General features: G+C 64.9%; 18 protein-coding genes. 6 read left to right on the forward strand and 12 right to left on the reverse strand.

Going from position 1 to position 22,383, the window contains the following annotated elements:
- Positions 1 to 197 precede the first annotated feature (197 nt).
- The 5 genes from R2834_20230 to R2834_20250 are packed head-to-tail and all read right to left on the reverse strand — an operon-like array spanning position 198 to position 5,281.
- Positions 198 to 836: a bifunctional precorrin-2 dehydrogenase/sirohydrochlorin ferrochelatase gene (locus R2834_20230; protein ID MEZ4702673.1), complete on the reverse strand. Its 639-nt coding sequence runs from the start codon at positions 834 to 836 to the stop codon at positions 198 to 200.
- Positions 833 to 1,546, reverse strand: coding sequence for a phosphoadenylyl-sulfate reductase (locus R2834_20235; GenBank protein ID MEZ4702674.1), 714 nt, complete (start codon positions 1,544 to 1,546; stop codon positions 833 to 835). The genes R2834_20230 and R2834_20235 overlap by 4 nt, the downstream gene beginning before the upstream one ends.
- Before the next feature lie 11 nt (positions 1,547 to 1,557).
- Positions 1,558 to 2,370, reverse strand: coding sequence for a uroporphyrinogen-III C-methyltransferase (gene cobA, locus R2834_20240; GenBank protein MEZ4702675.1), 813 nt, complete (start codon positions 2,368 to 2,370; stop codon positions 1,558 to 1,560).
- Positions 2,357 to 2,965 carry a hypothetical protein gene (locus R2834_20245; GenBank protein MEZ4702676.1) on the reverse strand — a complete coding sequence of 203 codons (609 nt, stop codon included), beginning with the start codon at positions 2,963 to 2,965 and terminating at the stop codon, positions 2,357 to 2,359. The genes cobA and R2834_20245 overlap by 14 nt, the downstream gene beginning before the upstream one ends.
- Before the next feature lie 12 nt (positions 2,966 to 2,977).
- The gene (locus R2834_20250; GenBank protein ID MEZ4702677.1) at positions 2,978 to 5,281 is read right to left on the reverse strand and encodes a nitrite/sulfite reductase; all 2,304 of its coding nucleotides are present in this window, start codon (positions 5,279 to 5,281) and stop codon (positions 2,978 to 2,980) included.
- A 776-nt stretch (positions 5,282 to 6,057) separates the two neighbouring features.
- On the opposite strand from R2834_20250, the gene R2834_20255 reads away from it, so the two are divergent.
- The 3 genes from R2834_20255 to R2834_20265 all read left to right on the forward strand — a co-directional run bounded on the left by R2834_20255 (position 6,058) and on the right by R2834_20265 (position 9,828).
- The gene (locus R2834_20255; protein ID MEZ4702678.1) at positions 6,058 to 8,475 is read left to right on the forward strand and encodes a prolyl oligopeptidase family serine peptidase; all 2,418 of its coding nucleotides are present in this window, start codon (positions 6,058 to 6,060) and stop codon (positions 8,473 to 8,475) included.
- 167 nt (positions 8,476 to 8,642) lie between these two features.
- Positions 8,643 to 9,248 carry a hypothetical protein gene (locus R2834_20260; protein ID MEZ4702679.1) on the forward strand — a complete coding sequence of 202 codons (606 nt, stop codon included), beginning with the start codon at positions 8,643 to 8,645 and terminating at the stop codon, positions 9,246 to 9,248.
- Positions 9,249 to 9,396: 148 nt separating this feature from the next.
- Positions 9,397 to 9,828, forward strand: a complete 432-nt coding sequence (locus tag R2834_20265) for a hypothetical protein (protein MEZ4702680.1) — start codon at positions 9,397 to 9,399, stop codon at positions 9,826 to 9,828.
- Here the strand turns inward: R2834_20265 and R2834_20270 are convergent.
- From R2834_20270 to R2834_20280, 3 genes are all read right to left on the reverse strand, one after another.
- Positions 9,815 to 10,300: an MOSC domain-containing protein gene (locus R2834_20270; protein ID MEZ4702681.1), complete on the reverse strand. Its 486-nt coding sequence runs from the start codon at positions 10,298 to 10,300 to the stop codon at positions 9,815 to 9,817. The genes R2834_20265 and R2834_20270 overlap by 14 nt on opposite strands.
- 141 nt (positions 10,301 to 10,441) lie before the next feature.
- Positions 10,442 to 11,881 carry a hypothetical protein gene (locus R2834_20275; protein ID MEZ4702682.1) on the reverse strand — a complete coding sequence of 480 codons (1,440 nt, stop codon included), beginning with the start codon at positions 11,879 to 11,881 and terminating at the stop codon, positions 10,442 to 10,444.
- Between the two features lie 313 nt (positions 11,882 to 12,194).
- Complete coding sequence (locus tag R2834_20280) at positions 12,195 to 13,604, reverse strand: pyridoxal-dependent decarboxylase (GenBank protein MEZ4702683.1); 1,410 nt, start codon at positions 13,602 to 13,604, stop codon at positions 12,195 to 12,197.
- Between the two features lie 67 nt (positions 13,605 to 13,671).
- Here R2834_20280 and R2834_20285 point away from each other — a divergent pair, with 67 nt between their 5' ends.
- Entirely contained in the window at positions 13,672 to 15,126 is a 1,455-nt protein-coding gene (locus tag R2834_20285) for an ABC transporter permease subunit (GenBank protein MEZ4702684.1), read from the forward strand.
- A gap of 80 nt (positions 15,127 to 15,206) precedes the next feature.
- Here the strand turns inward: R2834_20285 and R2834_20290 are convergent, their stop codons facing one another.
- The 3 genes from R2834_20290 to R2834_20300 all read right to left on the reverse strand — a co-directional run bounded on the left by R2834_20290 (position 15,207) and on the right by R2834_20300 (position 18,885).
- A complete protein-coding gene (locus tag R2834_20290; GenBank protein ID MEZ4702685.1) occupies positions 15,207 to 16,475 on the reverse strand; it encodes a glutamate-5-semialdehyde dehydrogenase in 1,269 nt (422 codons plus the stop codon).
- 15 nt (positions 16,476 to 16,490) lie between these two features.
- Positions 16,491 to 17,600, reverse strand: coding sequence for a glutamate 5-kinase (gene proB, locus R2834_20295; GenBank protein ID MEZ4702686.1), 1,110 nt, complete (start codon positions 17,598 to 17,600; stop codon positions 16,491 to 16,493).
- 121 nt (positions 17,601 to 17,721) lie between these two features.
- Positions 17,722 to 18,885 (reverse strand): cysteine desulfurase family protein, encoded by a 1,164-nt coding sequence (locus R2834_20300; GenBank protein ID MEZ4702687.1) that lies wholly within the window; start codon positions 18,883 to 18,885, stop codon positions 17,722 to 17,724.
- A 161-nt stretch (positions 18,886 to 19,046) separates the two neighbouring features.
- Between R2834_20300 and R2834_20305 the strand changes: the two genes are divergently transcribed.
- Entirely contained in the window at positions 19,047 to 20,675 is a 1,629-nt protein-coding gene (locus tag R2834_20305; GenBank protein ID MEZ4702688.1) for an amidohydrolase family protein, read from the forward strand.
- Positions 20,676 to 20,998: 323 nt separating this feature from the next.
- A complete protein-coding gene (locus R2834_20310; GenBank protein ID MEZ4702689.1) occupies positions 20,999 to 21,448 on the forward strand; it encodes a hypothetical protein in 450 nt (149 codons plus the stop codon).
- 260 nt (positions 21,449 to 21,708) lie between these two features.
- On the opposite strand, the gene pdxH is transcribed toward R2834_20310, so the two are convergent.
- Positions 21,709 to 22,356 (reverse strand): pyridoxamine 5'-phosphate oxidase, encoded by a 648-nt coding sequence (gene pdxH, locus R2834_20315; GenBank protein ID MEZ4702690.1) that lies wholly within the window; start codon positions 22,354 to 22,356, stop codon positions 21,709 to 21,711.
- Between the last annotated feature and the right edge of the window lie 27 nt (positions 22,357 to 22,383).

Raw genomic sequence — 22,383 nt, forward strand, 5'->3', positions numbered from 1 at the left:
CGGTAGGATAATGGGCAGACGTGGGTGCTGTGCCGATGCTGTGCCGGTTCCGTGCGTTTGCAACAGACGCCGAAAACCTCCCCAATTATCCCAACAAAAAAGCGGATTTCCAAATCCGCCTGGAGGTTTTTTAAGGCCGGCTCACACGCGCTCCGCGCCGGCCGGCGTGCGCCGTGAAGTGGCTGCGGCGCCGGGTCTCACGCCGCGGGCGCCAGGATCGCCTCGACCTGCCGCGCCGCGCCGTCGCGATCTTCCTCGCGCAGGCGCTCCAGGATGTCGCTATCCACCAGCCGGTACCACCGCTCCCGACGCGTCTCGAAATCCGGAAAACGGCGCATCATCTCGGTCCGCAACGCCCCCATCATCTCCAGAAATTCGCCGTATTCGGGGCCGAACTCCTGCTCGAACCGCTGCCGCAGCCGGACCGACAGCGCCGGCGCGCATCCGCTGGTGGAGATGGTGACCACGAGGGGGCCGCGCCGGATCACTGAGCCGGCCACGAACGAGCAATGCGGCACGTCGTCCATCGCGTTGATCAGCACCTTTTCGCGCTGTGCCTCTTCCCAGATCGGCTTCTTTTCCCCTTCGTACCGGCACGACACGATCGTGAGAAACGCATCGGCGAGATCGCCGGCTTCATAGCGCCGCGCCCTCCACGACACGTCGCCGGCGTCGACCGCCGCCTGCAAGGCCGGCGTCAGCGCGGGATAGACGACCGTCACGTCGGCCCCGTGCTCGCGAAGCTCCAGCGCCTTGCGTTCGGCCTCGTGGTCGCCGCCAAAAACGACGCAACGCCGGCCCGAGAGGTCGTTCAGCAGGATCGGATAGACGTTCATGCCGCCTGGGTATTGAGATGGATGCCGCACTCGACCTTGTCCAGCCCGGCCCAGCGGCCCGAGCGCTCGTGCTCGCCGGCGCCCACCGCCCGCGTGCAGGGCATGCATCCGATGCTGGGATATCCGCGGTCGTGCAGCGTGTTGTACGGCAACTCGTTGAGCCGGATATACGACCACACGTCTTCCGACGTCCAGTAGGCCAGCGGATTGATCTTGATGAGCTGGTTCGCCGGATCCCAGTCGACCACCGACGCCCGCGCCCTCGTCCTGGCCTGGTCCCGGCGGATGCCGGTGATCCAGGCCTCCCGGCCCTGCAGAAACGAGCGGAGCGGCAGCACCTTCCGCAGGAAGCAGCACTGGTTGGCGTTGCGCTCCCATAGCGCCGGCCCGTGCTCCGCGTCCTGATCCGCCACCGACAACCCGCCGTGCACGCGCACGAAGTGGATGTCCAGCTGCGAAGCAAGCTGATCCCGCAGCGCGTAGGTCTCAGGGAAGAGGAGATCGGTGTCCAGATAAAACACGTCCGACCCGGGCCGCAGCTCGCTGAGGATATGCGTCAATACGATGCCCGATGTGCCGAAACCCGTCGCCATCACGACGTCATCGCCGAACGTCTCGTAGCTCCACTGCAAAATCGCGCGGGGAGAAGCCGACTCGAGATCGGCCTGAAGCGCCTTCAGCTGTTTGGGTGTCCAGTGAGGGTGTTCCATACGTCGAATCCTCAGGCAGAGAGCGCCACTAGATGATCTGAAAAGGGGGCGCGCATCCGCTCGATGCCCGCCGTGTCTGAAGTATCGTACCAGGCCAGCCGTTCATGAATCGCCGCCACCTCGCCGATGACAATCGTCGCCGGCGAGGCCAGGTGCGCCGCCCGCTCGGCGATGGTGGCCAGCGTGCCGCCGACGGTCTCCTGCTGCGCCGTGGCGGCGCGGGAGATGACGGCGACCGGCGTCTCGGCGGAAAGCCCGTTGGCCAGCAACCCGCCGGCGATCTCCCGGAGACGGCCGAGCCCCATGAGGACGATCAGCGTCGTGGCGCGCGCCAGCGCGGCCCAGTCGGGCATCTCGTCGGGCCGGCAGGTGTGCCCGGTCACCACGGTGAACCCGCGCGCGCGTTCGCGATGCGTGACCGGGATGCCGGCATACGCCGGCGCCGCGATCGAACTGGAGATGCCGGGCACGATTTCGAACGCAATGCCTGCCTCGCGCAGGGTCAGCGCTTCTTCGCCGCCGCGGCCGAACACGAACGGGTCGCCGCCCTTCAACCGCACGACGCGTTCGTGCCGGTGCGCCAGGTGCACCAGCAGGCGTTCGATGTCCGCCTGCTCCATCGCCACGCTGCCCGGCGCCTTGCCGGCATAGATGCGCTCGGCGCGCGCCGGCGCTTCGTCCAGCAACGCGGGATGCACCAGCCGGTCGTAGACGAGCGCGTCGGCCGTCCGGATGGCGTTCAGGCCGCGGACGGTGATGAGTTCGGGGTCGCCGGGGCCGGCGCCCACGAGGTAGACCGTGCCGGTTCGTTTATGCGGCCTCATGCAACGCCTCCGTCTGCAAGAGGGCGGCCAGCGCATCCTCGTAGACGCGCACGCCGGTCACGCCGGCGACCGATACCTGGAGCGCGAGCGGCCCGCGCGGGTCGGACGCGCTTCGCGCCGTCCGCGGCGCCCCGAGGCCCGCGCCGGCAAACAGCTGTCCGAGCGTCTCCGACACCTGCTGCAGGCTCGCCTCGTCGTTCGGGTAATGCAGCGTATCGACCAGCGTCAGTTCGAAGGCGTCGGCCCGCACGATCGACGGCGACGCCTTGAGATCCTCCAGCAACGTCCGGACGCCGGCGGCGGCGGCGACCAGGGCCTGGGCGACGGCGCCCGACAGCGTGCCGGCTACGTCCCGCTTCCGGGTGTAGCGAAACCCGAGCGTGCCGCCGGCGGAATCGACGGCGAAATCGGCCTCGTGCCCCACCAGGACGATGCCCGGGCCCCGATGCACGTGCCGGTAGTCGGCCACGTCGAGCAGCACGATGTCGGTCCGCCCCTCGCGAATCCAACGGTGAAACACGGGCACGACATGCCCGGGCGAAAACGTCTCGGGGACGTCCAGAACAAAGCGAACCTGTATGCGATGCGGTTTCATGGGCGTCTCGGGTTAGATCCGTGGGGGAAGAACCGGCGCGCGGCGCGGCACTGCCGGCGCGACGGGCACAGGCGTGGCGGGCGTCTGCATGCGCATGTCGCATGCATGGGCGGCTTCGATAAAGAGTTGCGCTTCCTCGATGCGCTGCCGGGCGACATCGATGGGCACCGGTCCGGCGCCCGGGGCGACCCAGCCGGTCAGGTAGCGCGCGAACTTGGCGCCGGCGAAAGGATCGAAGAAGCGTTCGGTTTCGACGAAGTGGGTTTCGAATGCCGGCACAATCGTCTCTTCGGTATCGCCGATGTCCACATTCTGCGAGCGGAGCAGCCCGCGCGCCGCAGACAGCATCGCCCTGTGCGCGCGCGCCACGGCATCCGCGCCGTCGCCGCGCTCGAGCGCGAGCTGCGCCTCGAAGCTCTCCGATTCGGCGCGTGCGACTTCCAGTTCGAACAGGGAGACGACTTCGCCGGCGCACTCGCCGATGCCGAGGTCGTTCAGCGTATAGACCCGCGGATCGCCCCAGTCCGAGAAGAAGTCCGGCTGCGTCGCGAAATCGGGCGTGATCATGAACGGCTCGATGAGTCCGCGCGCACCCTGCTTGCCGAGGCGCGCCACCCAGTGCTGGAACGACTCCTCGCCCTCCCGGTCCGCCACGAAGCGCTGGGAGACGGCGTCGACGACGTCGGGCACCAGCCGTGCCGGCACGGCGCCGACCGCCATGCCGTAGCTGCCGGCGTTGTCCGACCACTGCCCGCCGAGCACGACCTGGAAGTGCGGCACCTTGTAGCTGCCCACCTTGCGGCTGTTGCCAAAAAAGCCGATGTCGGCCACATGGTGCTGGCCGCACGAATTGAAGCAGCCGCTGATCTTGATGTTGAGGTCCTGCACGATCGCCGGCAGGTCGGTCCAGCGCGCTTCGAGCCGGCGCATCAGTTCGCCGGCGAGCCCGCGCGACGAGGCGATGCCGAGCTTGCAGGTGTCGGTGCCCGGGCAGGCCGTGATGTCGACGATGCCGTTCGCGCCGGCGGTGCCGAGGCCGGCCGCCGTGAGCGCCGCATAGACATCGGGCAGATCCCCGTCCGGTATGTAGCGCAGCACGATGTTCTGGTCGACCGTCGTCCGCGCGTTTTCGCCGGCGAAGCGGCGGGTGATGTCGGCGAGATCGAACAGCTGCGCGGCGGTCAGGTCGCCGAGCGGAAGACGGACGGTGACGACGGAATAGCCGGGCTGCCGCTGGGCGTAGACGTTGGTGCGGCGCCAGTCCTCAAACCCCGCGGGCCGCGGGCCGTCGGCCAGCGCCGAGGCCGGCCGCAGCGGAGTGTCCCGGGTGTCGCGGTATTTCGCCACGAGCCCCGTCCACCGTTCGTCAAACGGCAGTGTCTCCAGCTCCTCGAACACGAGATCGCGGAACGCGTCGATGCCGAGCTTCGCCACGAGGAATTTGATGCGCGCCTGGTTCCGGTTCCGCTTTTCGCCGTGCCGGGCAAAAACCCGGGCGATCGCCTGCGAGAGGGGCAGCAGCCGCTCCTCCTCGATGAACGGAGTAAGGATCTTCGCCTGGTGGGGGATCGCGCCGAGCCCCCCTCCGATATAGACCGTAAAACCGCGCGTGGCCACGCCGTCGACGGTTTCGATGCGCGCCAGCAGCCCCAGGTCGTGCATCTTCACCAGCCCGCAGGCCTCCGCCTCGCATCCCGAAAAAGCGATCTTGAATTTGCGTCCGAAATCCTGGGTATCGTCGTGCCCCATGAGGAATTCGGTCAGCGCCTGGGCGTATCCCGAGATCTCGAACGGCTCGGTGTGGCACACGCCGGCCAGCGGGCAGCCCGTCACGTTGCGCACGGCGTTGCCGCAGGCCTCCTTCGTCGTGATCCCCACCGCCGCCAGACGCCGCATGAGATCCGGCGTGTCCTCGATGTGGACAAAATGCAGCTGGATGTCCTGGCGGGTCGTCACGTGGAGGATCCCGTCGGAGTAGGCGTCGGCCACCTGGGCGAGCACATCCATCTGGGCCGGCGTCATCCGGCCGTAAGGCAGCTTGATCCGCTGCATGCCGGGAGCGTCCCACAGGGTGTTCGGCCCCTTGGTGAGGTCCGTGGGAAACGCGAGGGTGCGCGACTCCTGGCCGTCGTGCCGCTGGCCATTGTCGTAGCGCTGGCCGTAGATGCCCCAGCGGAGACGCGTCTCGGCGAACACCTTTTCGTCCACCTTGCCGATCCGCCGCAATGCCATCTGCCCCTCGAACAGATCGATTTCGCGCGCGGCGTCGGCGGCGAGCCGGCTTTCGAGCAGAGATTTCCAGGTAGTGACTTCCATCGCGGTAGACTTCGGGTTGGCAAAAGGGGGAAAAAAGAAACGCCCAGGGCCTGCGCGGCCGTGGGCGTCGAATCAGCTATCGAACAGGTGTCGATATCATCCGGAAAAACGCCAGGACGGGTGCGCGGGAGCGGCATGCTGCATCGCAAGACAACAACAACACATTCGTGCTCCCAGGTACCGTGGCGCAATGTTCATGACGGGTGATCGGCTTTGAAGACGTATAACATCGACTGGGCCGAATATAGACGGCCCCTCTTTCCAATGGCAATGCCCACGCAACCCGGTAGCGCTTCCGAAAGGGGTTCCAGCACCACTTTCTACAAGACGGTAACAGATAAAAACATGTAGCTACAGGGGATGATACCTGATAGTAAAAGGGGGTTACTTGCACCCCGAAACGCCGGCTTTTTCCCACAAAAAAACGCCCGTGTTCGATGTTGAACACGGGCGTTCAGGGTCGTTTCTTCTGGAAGAAATCCTTTCGGGGGACTTCTCTACGCCGGTCGCCTTCTCAAGTGAACCACTTCCCTGATGGGGCGACGACGTCGTGCCTGGGCCAGCAACGGTATGCCAGAAAAACGTGTGCGTCGATTAAGATAACCGCATGCCCACGACGCAAGCAACCTGACACCAAAATGGTAGCGCTTCCGGGGCCGGACACGCGGTTCTTTCTACAAGTTCGTCACACTATCCTCGAAATTGAGCCGTTTTGACGCCGGCGGTGTGGTCTGCCGTATATTCGCCCCGTTCCTGTCCCAACCGCTCCGATCCGTATGAAGCACCGCGCCCTGCTCTCGCTGGTTTTCCTGGCCACTGCCCCCGCCGCGCTGGCGCAATCGCTCCAGTTGACCGTCCCGATGATCATGCAGGATCAGAACACGTGGGTCGGCGCGTCGCCGGAGCAACCGTACTGGACGCTCGATGGCCGGACCCTCTACTTCGCGTGGAATCCGCTCGGAGCCTTTGCCTCGGACTCCCTCTTCGCGATCGGCGTCGATCAGGAAGAGCCGGTCCGTGTCCCGCTGGATGCGCAGCGCGACCTGCCGCCCCGCTTCGCCGGCTGGCGCCACGGCGAGCGCGTCTTCGACGCGTCCTGGAATCGCATGATCTTCACCCGCGACGGCGACCTGTTGCTCTACGACCGCACCGCCGGCCGGTCGCGCCGGCTGACCGACACGCGCGGCGTGGAAACCAGTCCCCGCTTCGGTCCCGGCGACCGGACCGTCCAGTTCGTCCTGAACGACAATATCTACCGGCTTGACCTCGCGGCCGGCTCCATCGCCCAGCTGACCGATCTGCGGCCGGGCTCGGCGCCATCCGAGGATGAATCGCCAAATGACGACTTCCTCACCGAGCAGCAAAAAAGCCTCTTCGACTACGTCCAGAAACAACAGGAGGAAACGGCGCAACGGCGCGACGCCCGCAAACGCCAGGACGCCTTGCGGGATGTCCCGCCCGTCTTCTATACCGGCAAAAAGCGGATCCAGGACCTCGGCGTCGACCCCACGGAACGATTCGTGACCTTCACCCTGTGGGATCCGAGCACACCGGAACGCACCTCCGTGATGCGTTACGTGACGGAGAATGGCTTCGCCGAGGCACAGTCCGCCCGTTCAAAGGTCGGCGAGGCCGACGACGCCGGCGAACTCTACGTGCAGGACCTCGAACGAGACACGACGTTCATGGTCGACCTCCACAAGCTCCCCGGCGCGTACGACGTGCCGGCCTTCCGGCGCGACGGCGCCGCCGCGGTCGATTCGGCGAAGACACGACGGGACCTCTATCCCACCTGGATCGCCTGGAGCGGCGATGGCGCCTACGCCGTGGTGGAAGTGCGGGCTGCGGACAACAAGGACCGCTGGCTGGCCCGGCTTCATCCAGAGACCGGCGCGCTGACGGTGCTCGACCGGCAAACCGACGATGCCTGGGTCGCCGGCCCCGGCATCTCCTGGTCGCGCTTCGGCAGCAACGCCTACGGATGGATGAGCGACAACCGCCACTTCTATTTCCAGAGCGAAGCCACCGGCTACAGCCACCTCTATGCCGTCGACGTCGAGACCGGCGCCATCCAGGCGCTGACCTCGGGCCCCTTCGAGGTGTTTGACCCGATGCTGTCGCGCGACGGCAAAACGTGGTTCTTCACCAGCAGCGAAGGATCTCCCTTCGAGCGGCACTTCTACGCCATGCCCGCCGCCGGCGGGAAACGCACCCGCCTCACGACGATGCCGGGCAACAACGAGGTCACCATCGCGCCGGACGAGCGCACGCTCGCCATCCGCCATTCCTATAGCAACAAGCCGCCCGAGATCCATCTCGCCGCCGGCCGCACGACGCGCCAGATCACCCACTCCACCACCGAAGCCTGGAATGCCTATGCCTGGCGCGACCCGGACATCATGCAGATCGAGGCCTCGGACGGGGCCCGGGTGCCGGCGCGCATCTACCGCCCGGAAACTCCCAACGGCGGTGCGGTCCTGTTCGTCCACGGCGCCGGCTACCTGCAAAACGTGCATCGCTGGTGGAGCAGCTACCAGCGCGAGTACATGTTCCATAACCTTCTGGCCGACCGGGGCTATCTGGTGCTGGACGTCGACTACCGCGGCTCCTCGGGGTACGGGCGCGACTGGCGCACCGCCATCTACCGGCACATGGGCGGCCGCGACCTGCAGGATTTCGTCGACGCCTCGCGCTACGCGGAATCGGCCTACGGCATCGACCCGGAACGAGTGTTTATCTATGGCGGCTCCTATGGCGGATTCATCACGCTGATGGCGCTCTTCACGGAGCCGGAGCATTTCGGCGGCGGCGCGGCGCTTCGCAGCGTCACCGACTGGGCGCATTACAACCATCCCTACACGGCGAACATCCTCAATACGCCGGAGACGGATTCGCTCGCGTATGCTCGCTCCTCTCCCATCTATTTCGCCGGCGGCCTCCAGGACCCGCTCCTGATCGCGCACGGCATGGTCGACACCAACGTCCATTTCCAGGATGTCGTCCGGCTCGCGCAGCGGCTGATCGAACTCGGCAAAACCGGCTGGGAGATGGCGGTGTACCCGGTCGAGAACCACGGTTTTACCGAGCCGTCCAGCTGGACCGACGAGTACCGGCGCATCCTCGCGCTGATCGAAACGACCGTCGGGCCGGCCGCCGCCGTGCCGGCGCCCGTCGATGCCGGCGGGAACGATTAGCCGGCGGAAACGTCTGCGTTTTGACGCTGCCTCAAAATGCGATCTTTATGCGGCGCAACAGAAAAACCGAACGATTCTCAAGTAAAGTCGTACAAGATGCAACGAGTTGAGCAAGGCGTCTTATGAACCGAATCCCGAAAACCTGCCTCTGGATCTTAGGCTGTGTCATGCTGGCGGGTTGCAGCGCGGAAGGCTGCACGACCTATCCGCTCCGTACGTTGCTGGACCGCGCCTCCGCCGACGGCACCCTCACGCCCTATCAGATCGAAGCGACCAAGCGCGACTTCTGCGAGAAGTTTCGGGGGCAGGCCACCTTCGCCGCCGGCCAGACCGGGACTACCTCGGCGCAGGGCGAAACCGTCGAAAACCTGCCGTCGCTCCTGCAGCCCTATCTGCGCGTCACCATCAACGGCCAGTCCGCCGAGATGAACGACGTGATGCTGCGGACCATGCAGCGTTATCTGCAAAACATCAAATGGCCGAGCGAGACCGACTGCCAGGGCGTGCTCGTGCTCTCCGAGAATTCGCTGCTCCTCGAGTTTCCCAATCTCCCCGGAGGCACCCGGCCCTATAAAAAAGGCCAGGTGTATCAGGAAGTCGTATCGATATCCTCGGCCTGGCAGAAGGGGGCGGACCGCGTGTGGCGCCTACTCCAGGTGCATATGTCGCAGGGGGAAGTCATCCGCGACGAGGCCGATGTCAAGGTGGCGGAGGGCGCCAAAGAAGGCGACGCCGCACGCAGCCGGGCCCGCACGGATATCCCCGGATGGTGACCCCGCCCTTCACAGACCTTCAAACCATGCCGCAACCCGTATGCTCGGCTCACCGGCTCCTTTCCGTTCAGCATCGCGGATCGCCTGCCTCTTTCTGATCCTCGCATCCGGTTGTGGCCAGGAATTTTCATGCACCGGAGGCCCGGTCGTGATCGGCACCGTCTCCGAAGCCGACACCCGTGAAGCCGTGGTGGGCGCATCCGACCGCCTTATCCAGGCGCTCACCCAGGGCAACGAATCCGGACTCCGGGATCTCATGAGCGAGCAGCGCGGCTTCCAGGCCGTCGCCAGCGGCGAAACCTACGGTGCGGAGCCGTTCCTCCGCGCCATCAATGCCCAGCGCTTCCCGACCCCCTCGCCCGACCGCTCCGGGCTTGCGCTTTCCGAGTTTACCATCACGCCCACCGGCGAAGCGGTGGCCACATACGCGGGAGACGGGCAGCTTTCCGAGGGCGGCAAACGGATACGCGCCGGCGCCTACACCCTGCGCCTGACCTGGTTCAATGAAGGCGGCACGTGGCGCATCAGTCGCCTCGAACTGGGCACGCAGAGCAAACGGGGCGGCTCTATCGGCTGGTAGCCGGCGCCTCCCCGATACGGTCTCCCACACGGACGACCCCGTCCGTCAACACCCGCGCGCGCAACCCCCCACGACCCACCATGGCCGGCAACAGGTCGTCCCGCCCGGTCACCCGCATCAGGTATTTGCAGGGCTGACACCGCTGCATCCCGCGAAACGGCACGTCGCCGATCCAGAATTCCCGCTTGAGCAACGCCTCGAGCTCGACCCCCTCTACCAGCAGGTTGCGCCGGCTCTCGATGGCCGGCAACATCACGCCGGCCTCGGCCATGCGATCCAGGTCCTCCCGCGCGATCAGGGTCACCTCCCGATGCGGCCCACCCCAGCGAGACAACCCGCCTTTGCCGAGCGCATACCGGTCCCCTTCCAGTCCCTGGCCAGGAATCACGCGAATCGCTTGACGCGCTTCCATCGGTGCCGCCCGACGCGGAGCGATGTGGATGGCGAGCAGGGTGCCGTGGATGGGGTTCATGCGGTGCGATGATGGAGGCCCTGACACATACAGACCTTTCAGCGGCGGGGATCCCGGCCCTCCGGGCCTCGCGGGGAGGCAAACAAAAAAGGGAGACGACGGCAAAGCCATCGTCTCCCTCAAAAGCGTCCGTTGCCAGGGTCAGTAGACGGGCACCAGCTTGCCGAATTCGTCGCGCTTGAGCACCGCGCCGTTGGCGAGGATGACGCGCTCGGCATTGCCGTTCGGGCCGGCCACCTTGATCGTCACCGCCTCGATCTTTTCAGGCAGCAGGTTGCCCATGTCATCCACGGCGCCCCCGTTCTGGATACCGAACGAAAACTCGGTGATGCCGGTGCCGCCGAAAAGCACGTCCGACAGCGTCACGTCCGTGTTGCCGAACGCCGCGACGTTTTCCCCGCTCGCGCGCACCGTGATCGTCGAACCCTGCGACAGCGGATTCTGGTTTTCGTCATAGACGAAGAACTGGTACGCGCGGCTCACGACGAGCGCGCCCTGCGACGGCGGCACGAAGATGTTGGCGGTGCCCGAGCACAAGAATACCGCGTCGTCGGTGATCTGCTGCTGATTGCGGTCCGCGGTGGATGCGGTGATGATGCCGTATCCGGGGCCAAACGTCGGATGCACGGGATGCGGCGCTCCGGAAACCTTGGTCACGCCCACCACGCCCAGCGCGTCCGTCTGCGCCGAGCCTTCGATCACGCCGCCCGTCGTCGTGAAGTACACCGACGTGCCCGGACGCACGGGGTTGCCGTACTGGTCGCCGATCACGCCCACGACGCGCGACTGGAAGTTGATGATGCGCCAGCACGGTTCGTTCAGCGTCATGCCGATCGAGAAGTGATTGTCGTCCGGCAGGCCGCCATGCACGGTCAGGTTGACCGGAAGCGAACGGATCGTCCGCCCGCCCACGTTCGCCGTGGCCACCAGCTGGATCACGCCGGCGCGCGTCCCGCTCGATACGTTGGTCCGCACGACGCCGTCGTTGTTGGTGACGCCGGATTCCGGGAAGATGAAGGCGTCCCCGCCCGGATCCACGCCGAACGAAAAATTGATGGTGATGGCGTTATCCAGGTTGATCGGCCGGCCGAGCGAGTCGGTCACCTGAAACACCACTTCGGCCACTTCGGTCGAGCCGCTCTCCCGGACGCCGATCACATCGGTCGACTGGTTGAGCAGGAGGATGTTCGAACCGCGGCCCGATTCGCGGCCACCCTGGTCGGTGCCCGACGACGTCGGCGACATCCGGATGGTGGCCACATCGATTTCACGATTGGCGACCGCGAGCACGGTCGTCGAGGTGTTCGAGTACCCGCTCTTCGATGCGATGATCGTCACGTTCATCGTGCTATCGATATCGACATCCACGCTGTACCGACCGTTGGCATCCGTCTCTTCGAGCAAACCCTGGGGCTGGATCTGAAGAAATGCGCCAACCACCGGCTCGCTCGTCGCGGCATCCACCACGAGGCCGCTCAACGTCACGACGCCGGCATCCTCGTTGCCGCTAAAAACATCGCACCCCGCTCCAACCGCGACAAGACATGCGACAAAAATCGATATCAGGACTGTATTTCTCATTAATGCTTACCTCAAAAAACGCCTATCTCGTTCAACCAATAGCTTGCGTGTGGGACGGGCCAGGCCGCATCGCCGCCGGCTCTATCGAGCAATCAGGATTCGCTTTGCTGCAATGCGGCGTACGCGCTGCGTACCTCGGATGTATCTACCTGTCGTCACGGATTCTTGGCCAACATAAACTCGTCGTACAAACCTTGCACGAGGCATCTTGTTCGCAGGTCCGGAACCGGCTTCCTGGTACTGCGCGATGAAATGCCAGAAAAACAACAATAACAGTGCCGAACGCCCGGCCCCCGCGGCCCGCGGCGAAGATTCATGGCCTGCCGGCTACCTCGCGCAGCAGCCGCCACGCGGCCTCGACATGCGCGACCGTCGTCCGCGCCGATCCCACACACAGGCGAAGGGTAAACCGTTCATCCAGTCGGGTGTGCGTGAGGTATATCTTGCCACTCGCGTTCACCGCCTCCATCAGCTGCTGATTTTTCGCGTCGCCCCCCCGATGCCGGAAGCAAACCAGATTGAGCGGCGCCGGCGCCGCCAGCTCGAAATCGGGATCCGCCTGCACCCATCCCGCAAACGCCTGCGCCGCCTCGACATGCGATCGAACGTACGCGCGTAGCCCCTCGACGCCGTAGTGACGGATCACGAACCATAGCTTGAGCGCGCGGAAGCGCCGGCCCAGCTGGATGTGCCAGTCCCGATAATCGATCACCTCGCCGGAAGCGCTGGCCTGATTCCTGAGGTATTCGGGCAAGATCGAAAACGTGTCGATCAGTGCCTTACGATCCCGAACGAAAAACGCCGAGCAATCGAAATTGGTGAGCATCCACTTGTGCGGATTGAAGCAGTAGCTGTCGGCCCCCTCCAGTCCGTCGTGGATCCAGCGGTATTCGGGACACACGGCCGCCGTCCCCAGCATCGCGGCGTCCACATGCAGCCAGATGCGCTCGCGGGCGCACACCGCCCCGATCCGCGCCACGGGATCGATCGCCGTGCTCGATGTCGTGCCCACCGTTGCCGCAACGAAGCACGGGGTAAACCCGTCCGCCCGATCCTGCGCGATCTGCCGTTCGAGCGCGTCGGGCCGCATCGCGAACGTATCGTCCGCGTCGATCAGCCGCACGTTCGCCCGCCCGATGCCGGCGATCTTCGCCGCCTTCTCAATCGAGGAATGGGCGTGGCGCGACGTATACACCGTCAGCGTCCCGTCGCAACCCCGCTCGTTCGTCGCGTGCCGCGTCGCCTGCTCCCGGCCGGCGAGCAGCGCGCACAAGACGGCGCTCGAGGCGGTGTCCTGGATGACGCCTCCGCCGGCTCCGGCCGACGAAAAGGCAGCCGGCAACCCCAGCATCTCCACGAGCCAGTCCATCACGTGCGTCTCCAGCTCGGTGCAGGCCGGACTCGTCGCCCACAACATCCCCTGCACCCCCAGACCGGATGCCAGCAAATCGCCCAGTATGGCCGGCCCGGACGCGTTCGCGGGGAAAAACGCGAAGAAGTTGGGAGATTGCCAGTGGGTGATGCCGGGCAGGATCAGGCGCTCGAGGTCGCCCATCATCCGTTCGAACGGCTCGCCCGATTCGGGCGGCTGCGCCGGCAACCCCGCCCGGATGGCGCCGGGCTCGACCTGCGACAGGACCGGAAACGATTCGATCCGCTCGTAATAGTCCGCGATCCAATCGATCACCGCGCGGCCGTGGGCGCGAAATTCGTCAGGTGTCATGCCGAAGTGCACTTTTTTTAGCATATTGATGACGTACAGGCCGAACATACACCATCCGCCGGCACCGATGCTCGCCCATCTCGTCAAAAAAGAAATACTCGATAGCCTGCTCAACCAGCGGTTTATCGCGCTGGCCGTCTTCAGCATCGTGCTCATGCCCCTGAGCGCGCTGATCAACTACCAGTATTTCGAGGCGCGCAAAACGGCCTTCGACAGCCAGTTCGCCGAATACAACCAGCAGGAAGATCACCGATACGACAACCGGGCGTATCGCCCCCCGGAACTCCTGTCGGTGCTCGCGCGCGGGACCGAGCCGTACATGCCCCTCTATTTCCGGTTCGAGGATGTGTCTTCCGGCCGGAGCACGAGCGCGATCACGCCCGGCAACGTCGAGGCGCTCGAATTCTCGATGCTGTCGACCTTCGGGAGCTTCGACTTCCTTTTTCTGGTGCAGATCGTCTTCAGCCTCCTCGCGGTGTTGCTCGCGTTCGACATGATCGCCGGCGAGAAGGAGCGCGGTACCCTGAAAGCCGTTCTGGCCAACCGGGTGCCGCGCGACAGCGTGATCCTGGGCAAATTCCTGGGTGGATTCAGCGTGCTGGCGATGGCGTACCTCATCGGTTTCCTGCTCCTCTATCTCGTGCTCGCCGTCTCGGACAGCCGGTTTCTCTACCCGGAGATCGTCGTCAGAATGCTCTTTCTGGTCGGCCTGTCTACCGTGTTTCTCGCCGGCTTCTTCAGCATCGGCCTCATGGTATCCACCTTCTGCCACTCGACCCGCACCGCCATCGTGGCGCTGCTCGTCGTGTGGGTCCTGCTCCAGCTCGTTATCCCGAAAGCCGGCGAATTGATCGCCGTCGTGATCCACCCGGTCCGGTCCGAACATGAGATCCGGACGGAGATAGCGACCATCATCGATGAAGAGCGGGAGCAATCGGAAAACAAGGCCGGCCAGCTCTATGAGCGCTTCTCGGGCCGGAACGATCTCGAGGGGGCGTTTCAGCTCCTCAGCTCCGATGCAAGCTGGGTGCCCGCTTTCAGGGAACAGTATCAGGAGGAATACCTCGGCATGCGCCAGCGGATGCAGGACCGCGTGCGGGAAGTTCAGCTGACGTGGGAACGCGAAAAGACGCGGCAGAAACAGCTGGGGCGCCGCATCGCCCTGATCTCGCCGGCCTCGGCGCTTGCCTTCATGCTTTCAGACGCCGCGGGCACGGGCGACCTGGCGTATTCCGAATACCGCACCGCCATCGCCGACTACTATCAGGTGGTCGACCGTGAGGTCTTCGCCCGGCAGCAGAGCCAATCGTTCCGGATCCGGCTGGGCCAGTCGATGATCGCCGGCGGTTTCGGAGGATCCGAAGAAGAAGCCCCCACGGACCTCCCCCCGTTTACCGTCACGCCGCCGCGCCTCGACCGCGTCCTCATCGAAAACGCCCTCGGCCTGGGCCTGCTCGCCTTCTACCTCATCGTCCCCTTCCTCATCGGCTACTTCCGCTTCCTCCGCTACGACGTCCGGTGACGGGTATGGGATAAGATTCAGAAGTTTAGGTCCAGGGAGATTCCATTGATCCTCGAACCTTGAACCTTGAACCTCGAACCTCAAGCCCTCACATGCCCGTCGCCTTCGCCAATCCACTTGTAGGTGGTCAGCTCCTCCAGTCCCATCGGACCGCGGGCGTGCAGTTTCTGGGTGCTCACGGCGACTTCTGCGCCCAGACCGAACTGCCCGCCGTCGTTGAATCGCGTACTGGCGTTCACGAACACGGCGGACGAATTGACGGCGTTGACGAACCGCTTCGCATTCGCCAGGTCGCGGGTGATGATGGCGTCCGAGTGATCCATGCTGTGGCGGCGGATATGCGCGATCGCCTCGTCCATCGAATCCACGATTTTGACACCCAGCACGAGCGACATCCATTCGGTGTCGAAATCGTCCGGGCCGGCCGGCAGCGCCTCGTAGCCGGCTTGCTGCAGGATCGCGCGGGCATCCGGCGTGGCCCGCAGCTCGACAGGGTGTTTCGCGAGGCGCTCGGCCAGGCGGGGCAAAAAGGCCTCGGCCACCGGGCGGTACACAAGCACCGTGTCGAGTGAATTGCAGACGCTGGGCCGGTGCGTCTTGCCGTTCTCGACGATATCGACCGCCTGATCCAGATCCGCCGACTCGTCGATGAACGCATGGCAGATCCCCACGCCGCCGGTGATGACCGGGATGGTGCTCTGCTCCTTGCATCGGCGATGCAGGTTGGCGCCGCCGCGGGGGATGATCACATCCACATACTGATCGAGGCGCAGCAGTTGTCCGACCAGCTCGCGATCCGGATTGTCGATGTACTGCACGGCGTCCGCCGGCACGTCCGTGTCCTCGAGCGCCTCCTGGATGACCCGCGCCAGCGCCGTATTGCTGTGGATCGTCTCGCTCCCGCCTCGCAGGATGGACGCGTTCCCGGTCTTGAGGCACAGGGTGGCGATATCGATGGTCACGTTCGGCCGCGCCTCGTAGATGACGCCGATCACGCCGAGCGGGATGCGCCGCCGGGTGACCCGGAGCCCGTTGGGTAGAAGCCGGCTCTCGATGTCGGATCCGACAGGATCCGGCAATGCCGCCACCTTGCGCGCGTCGGCGGCCAGCGCGCCGAGGCGGGCTTCGTTGAGCAGCAGACGATCGAGCAGCGCGCTGCTGAGCCCCTTGGCCCGGCCGGCCTCGATGTCCCGTGCATTGGCGGCCAGCACCTGATCCCCGTGCGCCTCGAGGGCGTCGGCGATCGCCCGCAGCGCCGCATTTTTTTGGGCGGTGGACAGCACGGTCAGGACGTGGCTGGCCTCGCGCGCACGGACGCCAATCTGGTTCAGGTCGGTAAGTACTTCCATGAAAACGTGGGTCTGTCAAACAAGAATCATGTCGTCCCGGTGCACGGCCGGCCCGTTCGCATACCCCAGCTCCCGCTGGATATGATCGGCCTGGCACCCTTTGATCGCGGACAGGTCGTCGCTGCCGTAGCGCACGATGCCCCGGGCAAGCTCCCTGCGGTTGGTGTCGAGGATCGAGACCGCGTCGCCGCGGGCAAACGCGCCCTCCACATTGGTGATGCTTTCGGGCAGCAGGCTGTCGCTGGCCTCGACGAGCGCGCGGGCCGTGAGCTCGTCGATCACGAGGCTGCCCATCGGCGCCGGCGCGGCGAAAATCCACCCCTTGCCCTTTTCGTGGGGGTCGTGGATCGCCGGAAAACGGGTGCCGACAGCATACCCGTGCGCGATGCGCGTGATCACGTCGGGAGCCCGTCCGGCGGCAATCACGACGTCGGCGCCGGCGCGGCGCGCCGTCTCGGCCGCCTGGAGCTTGGTGGACATCCCGCCGATCCCCAGGCCGCTGACGCTCCCGCCCGCCAGTTTTCGCAGCGAATCGTCGATCGTGTGCACCTCGGGGATCAGCTGCGCATCCGGGTTGCTGCGCGGATCGGCCGTGTAGAGGCCGGCCTGATCCGTCAGCAGCAGCAGGAGATCGGCGCCGGCGACCAGCGCCACGAGGGCGGACAGGTTGTCGTTGTCCCCCACCTTGATCTCGGCCGTGGCCACGGCGTCGTTTTCATTGATGATCGGAATGATCCGGTGCTTGAGCAGCTCGTTCAGCGTGTCCTGTGCGTTCAGGAACCGCTCGCGGTGCTGCACATCCGCCCGGGTCAGCAACAGCTGGCCCACGTGGATCCCGTAGATCTCGAACAGATCCTCCCAGCGCAGCATCAGCCGGCTTTGCCCCACGGCGGCCAGCATCTGGCGGACCGGCAGGGTCTCGGTGAGATTGGGATAGTTGAGCTTCTCTCGGCCGGCGGCGATGGCCCCCGAGGACACGATGATGACATCGCGCCCCTCCCGATGCAGCGCCACGCACTGACGCACCAGCTCGATCATGTGCGCCCGATCGAGACGCTTCGTTCCGCCCGTCAGCACGCTCGTGCCGAGCTTGACGACTACGCGACGATACTTTAATGCTTCCATAGTGGACGAATACCCTTCGCCTGAACAGGACAGGGATCGCTAACGTCCGGCCGACACCTCGGCGACGGCGTTTGAATCTGTACCATGCGATCCGCAATGATACGCCCGCAAGCGGGCGTCTCTAGTATATCGTCACAACCGGTTTTTTCTGCAGGCGCTCCACCACAGAGATCATGCTGTTTGTCGCATGATTCATCTCTTCCTCGGTCGTAAACCGGCCCAGACTGATGCGCAGCGTCGCGTACGCCGCCTCGTCGCTCAACCCCATGGCCTTCAGCACGTGACTCGGCTGGCCGATCCCGCTCGAACACGCGCTCCCGGTGGACATCGCGAGATCGCGCAATTCCGTCACGAGATGCGCCGAACGGACCCCGGGAAACGTGAGATTGGACACATGCGGCAAACGGGGCGCCTCGGCGCCATTCACCCGCATGCCCGGCAAGGCGTCGCGCAGCCGGCTCTCGAAGGTGTCGCGCAGGCGCCCGAGCCGCTGCCCTTCCTGCGCCATGCCCTCCATCGCCACCGCCACGGCGGCGCCAAAACCCACGATGCCGGGCGTATTGAGCGTCCCGGAGCGCACCCCCTCCTCCTGGCCTCCCCCGTCGATCTGCGGCACGAGCCGCACCCGCGGCTGGCGCCGGCGTACGTACAGGGCTCCCACGCCCTTCGGGCCGTACAGTTTGTGCGCCGTACACGCCAGCAGATCGACCTGCTCCACATCGATCGGGATCTTTCCGAGCGCCTGGGTGGCATCCGTGAGCATTAGGATGCCGCGACTCCGCACGCACTCGCCGATCTCTCGAATCGGCTGGATGACCCCGGTCTCGTTGTTGGCCCACATGACGGCCACCAGCACGGTTTCATCCGTCAGCGCGGCCTCCACCGCTTCCGGCGAAACGAGCCCGCTCTTTTCGACCGGAAGGCGCGTAACCGCCCAGCCCTCGCGCTCCAGCGCCGTGCAGGACTTGAGCACGGCCGAGTGTTCGGTCGCCACGGTGACCAGATGCCGGCCCTTACTCCGGTACGCGGAAGCGACGCCCTTGATCGCCAGGTTGAGCGACTCGGTCGCCCCGCCCGTGAATACGATCTCGGCCGGCTCCGCGCCCAGGGCGCCAGCCACCTGCTCGCGCGCCTGTGTTACCCCTTCCGCCGCCGCCCACCCGAACGCATGACCCTTGCTCGACGCGTTGCCGTAATGCATCGTGAAATAGGGCATCATCCGTTCGAGCACGCGCGGGTCGACGGGGGTCGTGGCGTTGAAATCCAGGTAGATCGGCAGTTTCATGGCACCGGCGGCTGGTGAAAAGCACAGGGGCTGGGTGGATAAAACGACGCCCGCGTTCCGATGGTCCGCCGCGTTTTTTTCGGACCAATCTCCTACTTTCGGTTGAACCCGTCTCGACACCCGGCGCCGGCCCCCGGCTCTGCGCCCTATCCATCCCGCTCATGCCCTCTCGATTCGTTGCGGCCTGCTTATGCCTGGCGTTCCTGATCCCGGTATTTCCTTTTGACAGCCTCGCCCAGCAGGGGAGGCATGTCCCCGACCCGCCGGATCGCGGCGAGGGCGAAGGCCCGTACCAGCGCCTGGTCCTCCGGGGAGGCATCATGATCGACGGGACCGGATCCCCCGCCGTAGGTCCGGTGGATATCGTCGTCGAAGGCAACCGTATCGCCGGCATCTACCATGTCGGCTATCCCGGCGTCCCGATCTCCGAAAACAGCCGGCCTGCGCCGGGAGACCGGGAGATCGATCTGTCCGGGAAATACATCCTGCCCGGGTTCGTCGACCTGCACGCCCACCTCGGCGGCGTGGCGCAGGGCACGCCGGCCGAATACGTCCTCAAACTATGGATGGCGCATGGCGTCACGACGATACGCGAGCCCGGCAGCGGAAATGGAGTCGACTGGACGATCGCGCAGCGCACCCGCAGCGCGCGAAACGAAATCACGGCCCCGCGCATCTTCGCCTATGCCGGCTTCGGAAGCGGCTGGGACAAGTCGATCACGACACCGGACGAAGCGCGGGAATGGGTCCGCTTCATCGCCGCCAAAGGCGCCGACGGCATCAAATTTTTTGGCGCCGAGCCGGAGATCCTCCAGGCGGCCCTCGACGAAGCGAAACGCATGAAACTCGGCACAGCCATGCACCACGCCCAGCGCTACGTGGCGCGCGCCAACGCGTTGACCAGCGCCTCGTGGGGCCTCACGACCATGGAGCACTGGTACGGGCTGCCCGAAGCGCTCTTCACCGACCGCCGGGTTCAAAATTACCCGCTCGACTATAACTACAGCGACGAACAGCACCGCTTCGGCGAGGCCGGCCGGCTCTGGAAACAGGCCGCTCCCCCCTTCTCGGCGCGCTGGAACGCCGTCATGGACTCGCTGATCGCCCTGGACTTCACCATCGTGCCCACGTTTACGATCTACGAAGCCAGCCGCGATCTCATGCGGGCGATGCGGGCCGAATGGCATGCCGCCTATACGCTGCCGTCGTTGTGGGATTTCTACGCGCCCAATCGCCAGGCGCATGGATCGTACTGGTTTTACTGGACGACCCGCGACGAAATCGAATGGAAAGAGAATTACCGCCTCTGGATGACCTTCATCAACGAGTTCAAAAACCGGGGAGGCCGCGTCGCCACGGGAAGCGACTCGGGCTACATCTACAAACTGTACGGCTTCGATTACATCCGCGAACTGGAGCTCCTGCAGGAAGCCGGCTTCCACCCGCTGGAGGTCATCTGGTCCGCCACGCTGAAAGGAGCCGAAGCGCTCGGCGCCGCCGGCGACATCGGGAGCATCCAGATCGGCAAAAAAGCCGATTTCGTGATCGTGGACGCAAATCCGCTCGAAAACCTGAAAGTGCTCTACGGCACCGGCGCCATCAAACTGAACGACGAAACCCGGGCCATCGAACGGGTCGGCGGCGTGACCTACACCATCAAGGACGGCATTGTCTACGACGCCAGGCAGCTGCTACAGGATGTCCGCGAACTCGTGCGCGAGGCCAAGATGCGGGCCGGCATGCCGGCAGACGAGCCCCTTCCCGATCCATCGGCTGGCGCATACGACTGATCATCCAGCTCATCACGTGTGTCAAGAAACGGATGGGATGCGCCGGGAAACTGCGTTTTTCTTCGACCAGACATCCTGCATCCTGTATCCTGCATCCCGTATCCTGCATCCCGTATCCTGCATCCCATATCCTGCATCCCGTATCCTGCATCCCGTATCCTGCATCCCGTATCCTGCATCCCATATCCTGCATCCCATATCCTGCATCCCGTATCCTGCATCCCCCCTGCACCAGAAAGGCGGATTTTCTCCCCACAAGACGTTATGCCGGCCACCCTTTCAGTGTCTGGTAGGGATATGCCATCCGAAACGCTGTCCCGCCCATGCGATCCGTCACCCTCCTCGTGTTTGTCCTTGGCCTGGCTATTTCGCAACCCGCCGAGGCCCAGCTGCTCGCCGACACCCTGTATTCCTGGAGAGGCTACCTCACGAAGGGGACGTGCCGGCTCCTGATCTACGCCGGCGGGCCGGAATCCGACCGCGACCGCGTCGTCGTGATGCAGGAACTGGCGGAAAACAAGGGACCCACGGTCGTGAGCGATATCGCATTCCTCACCGAGGCCATCGCGCGGACCTACGATATCGAACCGGAGACCGCGTTCTGGATCGTCCACTGGGGCGCCTTCAGTTTTGAAGGGGCGGGGGGCCGGCGCAAGGAATTGTTTCTGCGCGCCACATTCAAAAAGACGGGGCAGGGTCGGCTCGGCGCTCCGCAGTGGCGGGTCGTGGAACGCGAAGATCTTGACCTGTACACCGATCGGGCGTTCAGGTAAATCGCGTCCCCTCTTGATCGCCGATCGACTTTTCCGGATATTCCAAAAACAGAAAAGCACCGGGATCTCGTTGATGCGCGTGAGACCCCGGTGCTCCCTGAACCACTCATCGGAAGACACGGTACTCCTTACGGGGAGTGCGTGAGCGGGGTTACGAGGACTGCTAAATTTTTTTCCTTTTCTCCCGCTGCACAGGGTATTAACGGCCGCCAGCACCGATTTCGTGTGCATGGCGGCTGTTTTTTGTTCGGACCCGGCGCTCAAGGCGCCAGACGCTGCCTGAGCCAGCTGCCGTCTTCCTGGATCCGGTAGCGGATGCGGTCGTGCAGCCGGCTCGTCCGCCCCTGCCAGAATTCGACCTCGCGGGGCTTGAGCACATACCCGCCCCAGTGCGGCGGGCGCGGTATCGGGCCGCCGGCAAAACGCTTTTCGATCTCGGCAAAACGCGCCTCCAGCGCCTCCCGATCGGTCACCACCTCGCTCTGCGGCGAAGCCCATGCGCCGATCTGGCTGCCGAGCGGGCGGGAGTGGAAATACGCGTCCGACACCTCATCGCTCGCCCGAGTGACGTGGCCCTCGATACGCACCTGGCGTTCCAGTTGCAGCCACAGGAAGGTCATGGCGACGTTCGGGTTGCCGGCGATATCCAGCCCTTTCCGGCTCGCGTAGTTGGTAAAAAAGAGAAACCCTTCAGCGTCAAAGCCCTTGAGCAAGAGCACGCGGGAAGACGGGGTCCCCTGCGGCGAAACCGTCGCCAGCACCATGGCATTCGGCTCGGGCAACGACGCGTCGAGGGCTTCCTGAAACCAGTATCCGAACTGGGTCATCGGATCGGAAGCCACGTCGGTTTCCGACAGCGATTCCTTGCGATAATCTTCGCGGAGATCCGCGACGGAGCGTTCGTTCAAAACAGTTCGTAGATTGCGATGGACGTT

The organism is Rhodothermales bacterium, assembly GCA_041391505.1.
In the GTDB taxonomy this organism is placed as follows: Bacteria; Bacteroidota; Rhodothermia; order Rhodothermales; family JAHQVL01; genus JAWKNW01.

Coding starts and splice junctions, on each gene's coding strand:
- cobA (MEZ4702675.1), bottom strand. CDS start 2,370: ATGAGGCCGCATAAACGAACCGGCACGGTCTACCTCGTGGGCGCCGGC.
- R2834_20300 (MEZ4702687.1), bottom strand. CDS start 18,885: ATGAAACTGCCGATCTACCTGGATTTCAACGCCACGACCCCCGTCGAC.
- R2834_20260 (MEZ4702679.1), top strand. CDS start 8,643: ATGCTGGCGGGTTGCAGCGCGGAAGGCTGCACGACCTATCCGCTCCGT.
- R2834_20290 (MEZ4702685.1), bottom strand. CDS start 16,475: ATGGAAGTACTTACCGACCTGAACCAGATTGGCGTCCGTGCGCGCGAG.
- R2834_20280 (MEZ4702683.1), bottom strand. CDS start 13,604: ATGACACCTGACGAATTTCGCGCCCACGGCCGCGCGGTGATCGATTGG.
- R2834_20255 (MEZ4702678.1), top strand. CDS start 6,058: ATGAAGCACCGCGCCCTGCTCTCGCTGGTTTTCCTGGCCACTGCCCCC.
- R2834_20285 (MEZ4702684.1), top strand. CDS start 13,672: ATGCTCGCCCATCTCGTCAAAAAAGAAATACTCGATAGCCTGCTCAAC.
- R2834_20235 (MEZ4702674.1), bottom strand. CDS start 1,546: ATGGAACACCCTCACTGGACACCCAAACAGCTGAAGGCGCTTCAGGCC.
- R2834_20250 (MEZ4702677.1), bottom strand. CDS start 5,281: ATGGAAGTCACTACCTGGAAATCTCTGCTCGAAAGCCGGCTCGCCGCC.
- R2834_20275 (MEZ4702682.1), bottom strand. CDS start 11,881: ATGAGAAATACAGTCCTGATATCGATTTTTGTCGCATGTCTTGTCGCG.
- R2834_20245 (MEZ4702676.1), bottom strand. CDS start 2,965: ATGAAACCGCATCGCATACAGGTTCGCTTTGTTCTGGACGTCCCCGAG.
- R2834_20305 (MEZ4702688.1), top strand. CDS start 19,047: ATGCCCTCTCGATTCGTTGCGGCCTGCTTATGCCTGGCGTTCCTGATC.
- R2834_20310 (MEZ4702689.1), top strand. CDS start 20,999: ATGCGATCCGTCACCCTCCTCGTGTTTGTCCTTGGCCTGGCTATTTCG.
- R2834_20270 (MEZ4702681.1), bottom strand. CDS start 10,300: ATGAACCCCATCCACGGCACCCTGCTCGCCATCCACATCGCTCCGCGT.
- proB (MEZ4702686.1), bottom strand. CDS start 17,600: ATGGAAGCATTAAAGTATCGTCGCGTAGTCGTCAAGCTCGGCACGAGC.
- R2834_20230 (MEZ4702673.1), bottom strand. CDS start 836: ATGAACGTCTATCCGATCCTGCTGAACGACCTCTCGGGCCGGCGTTGC.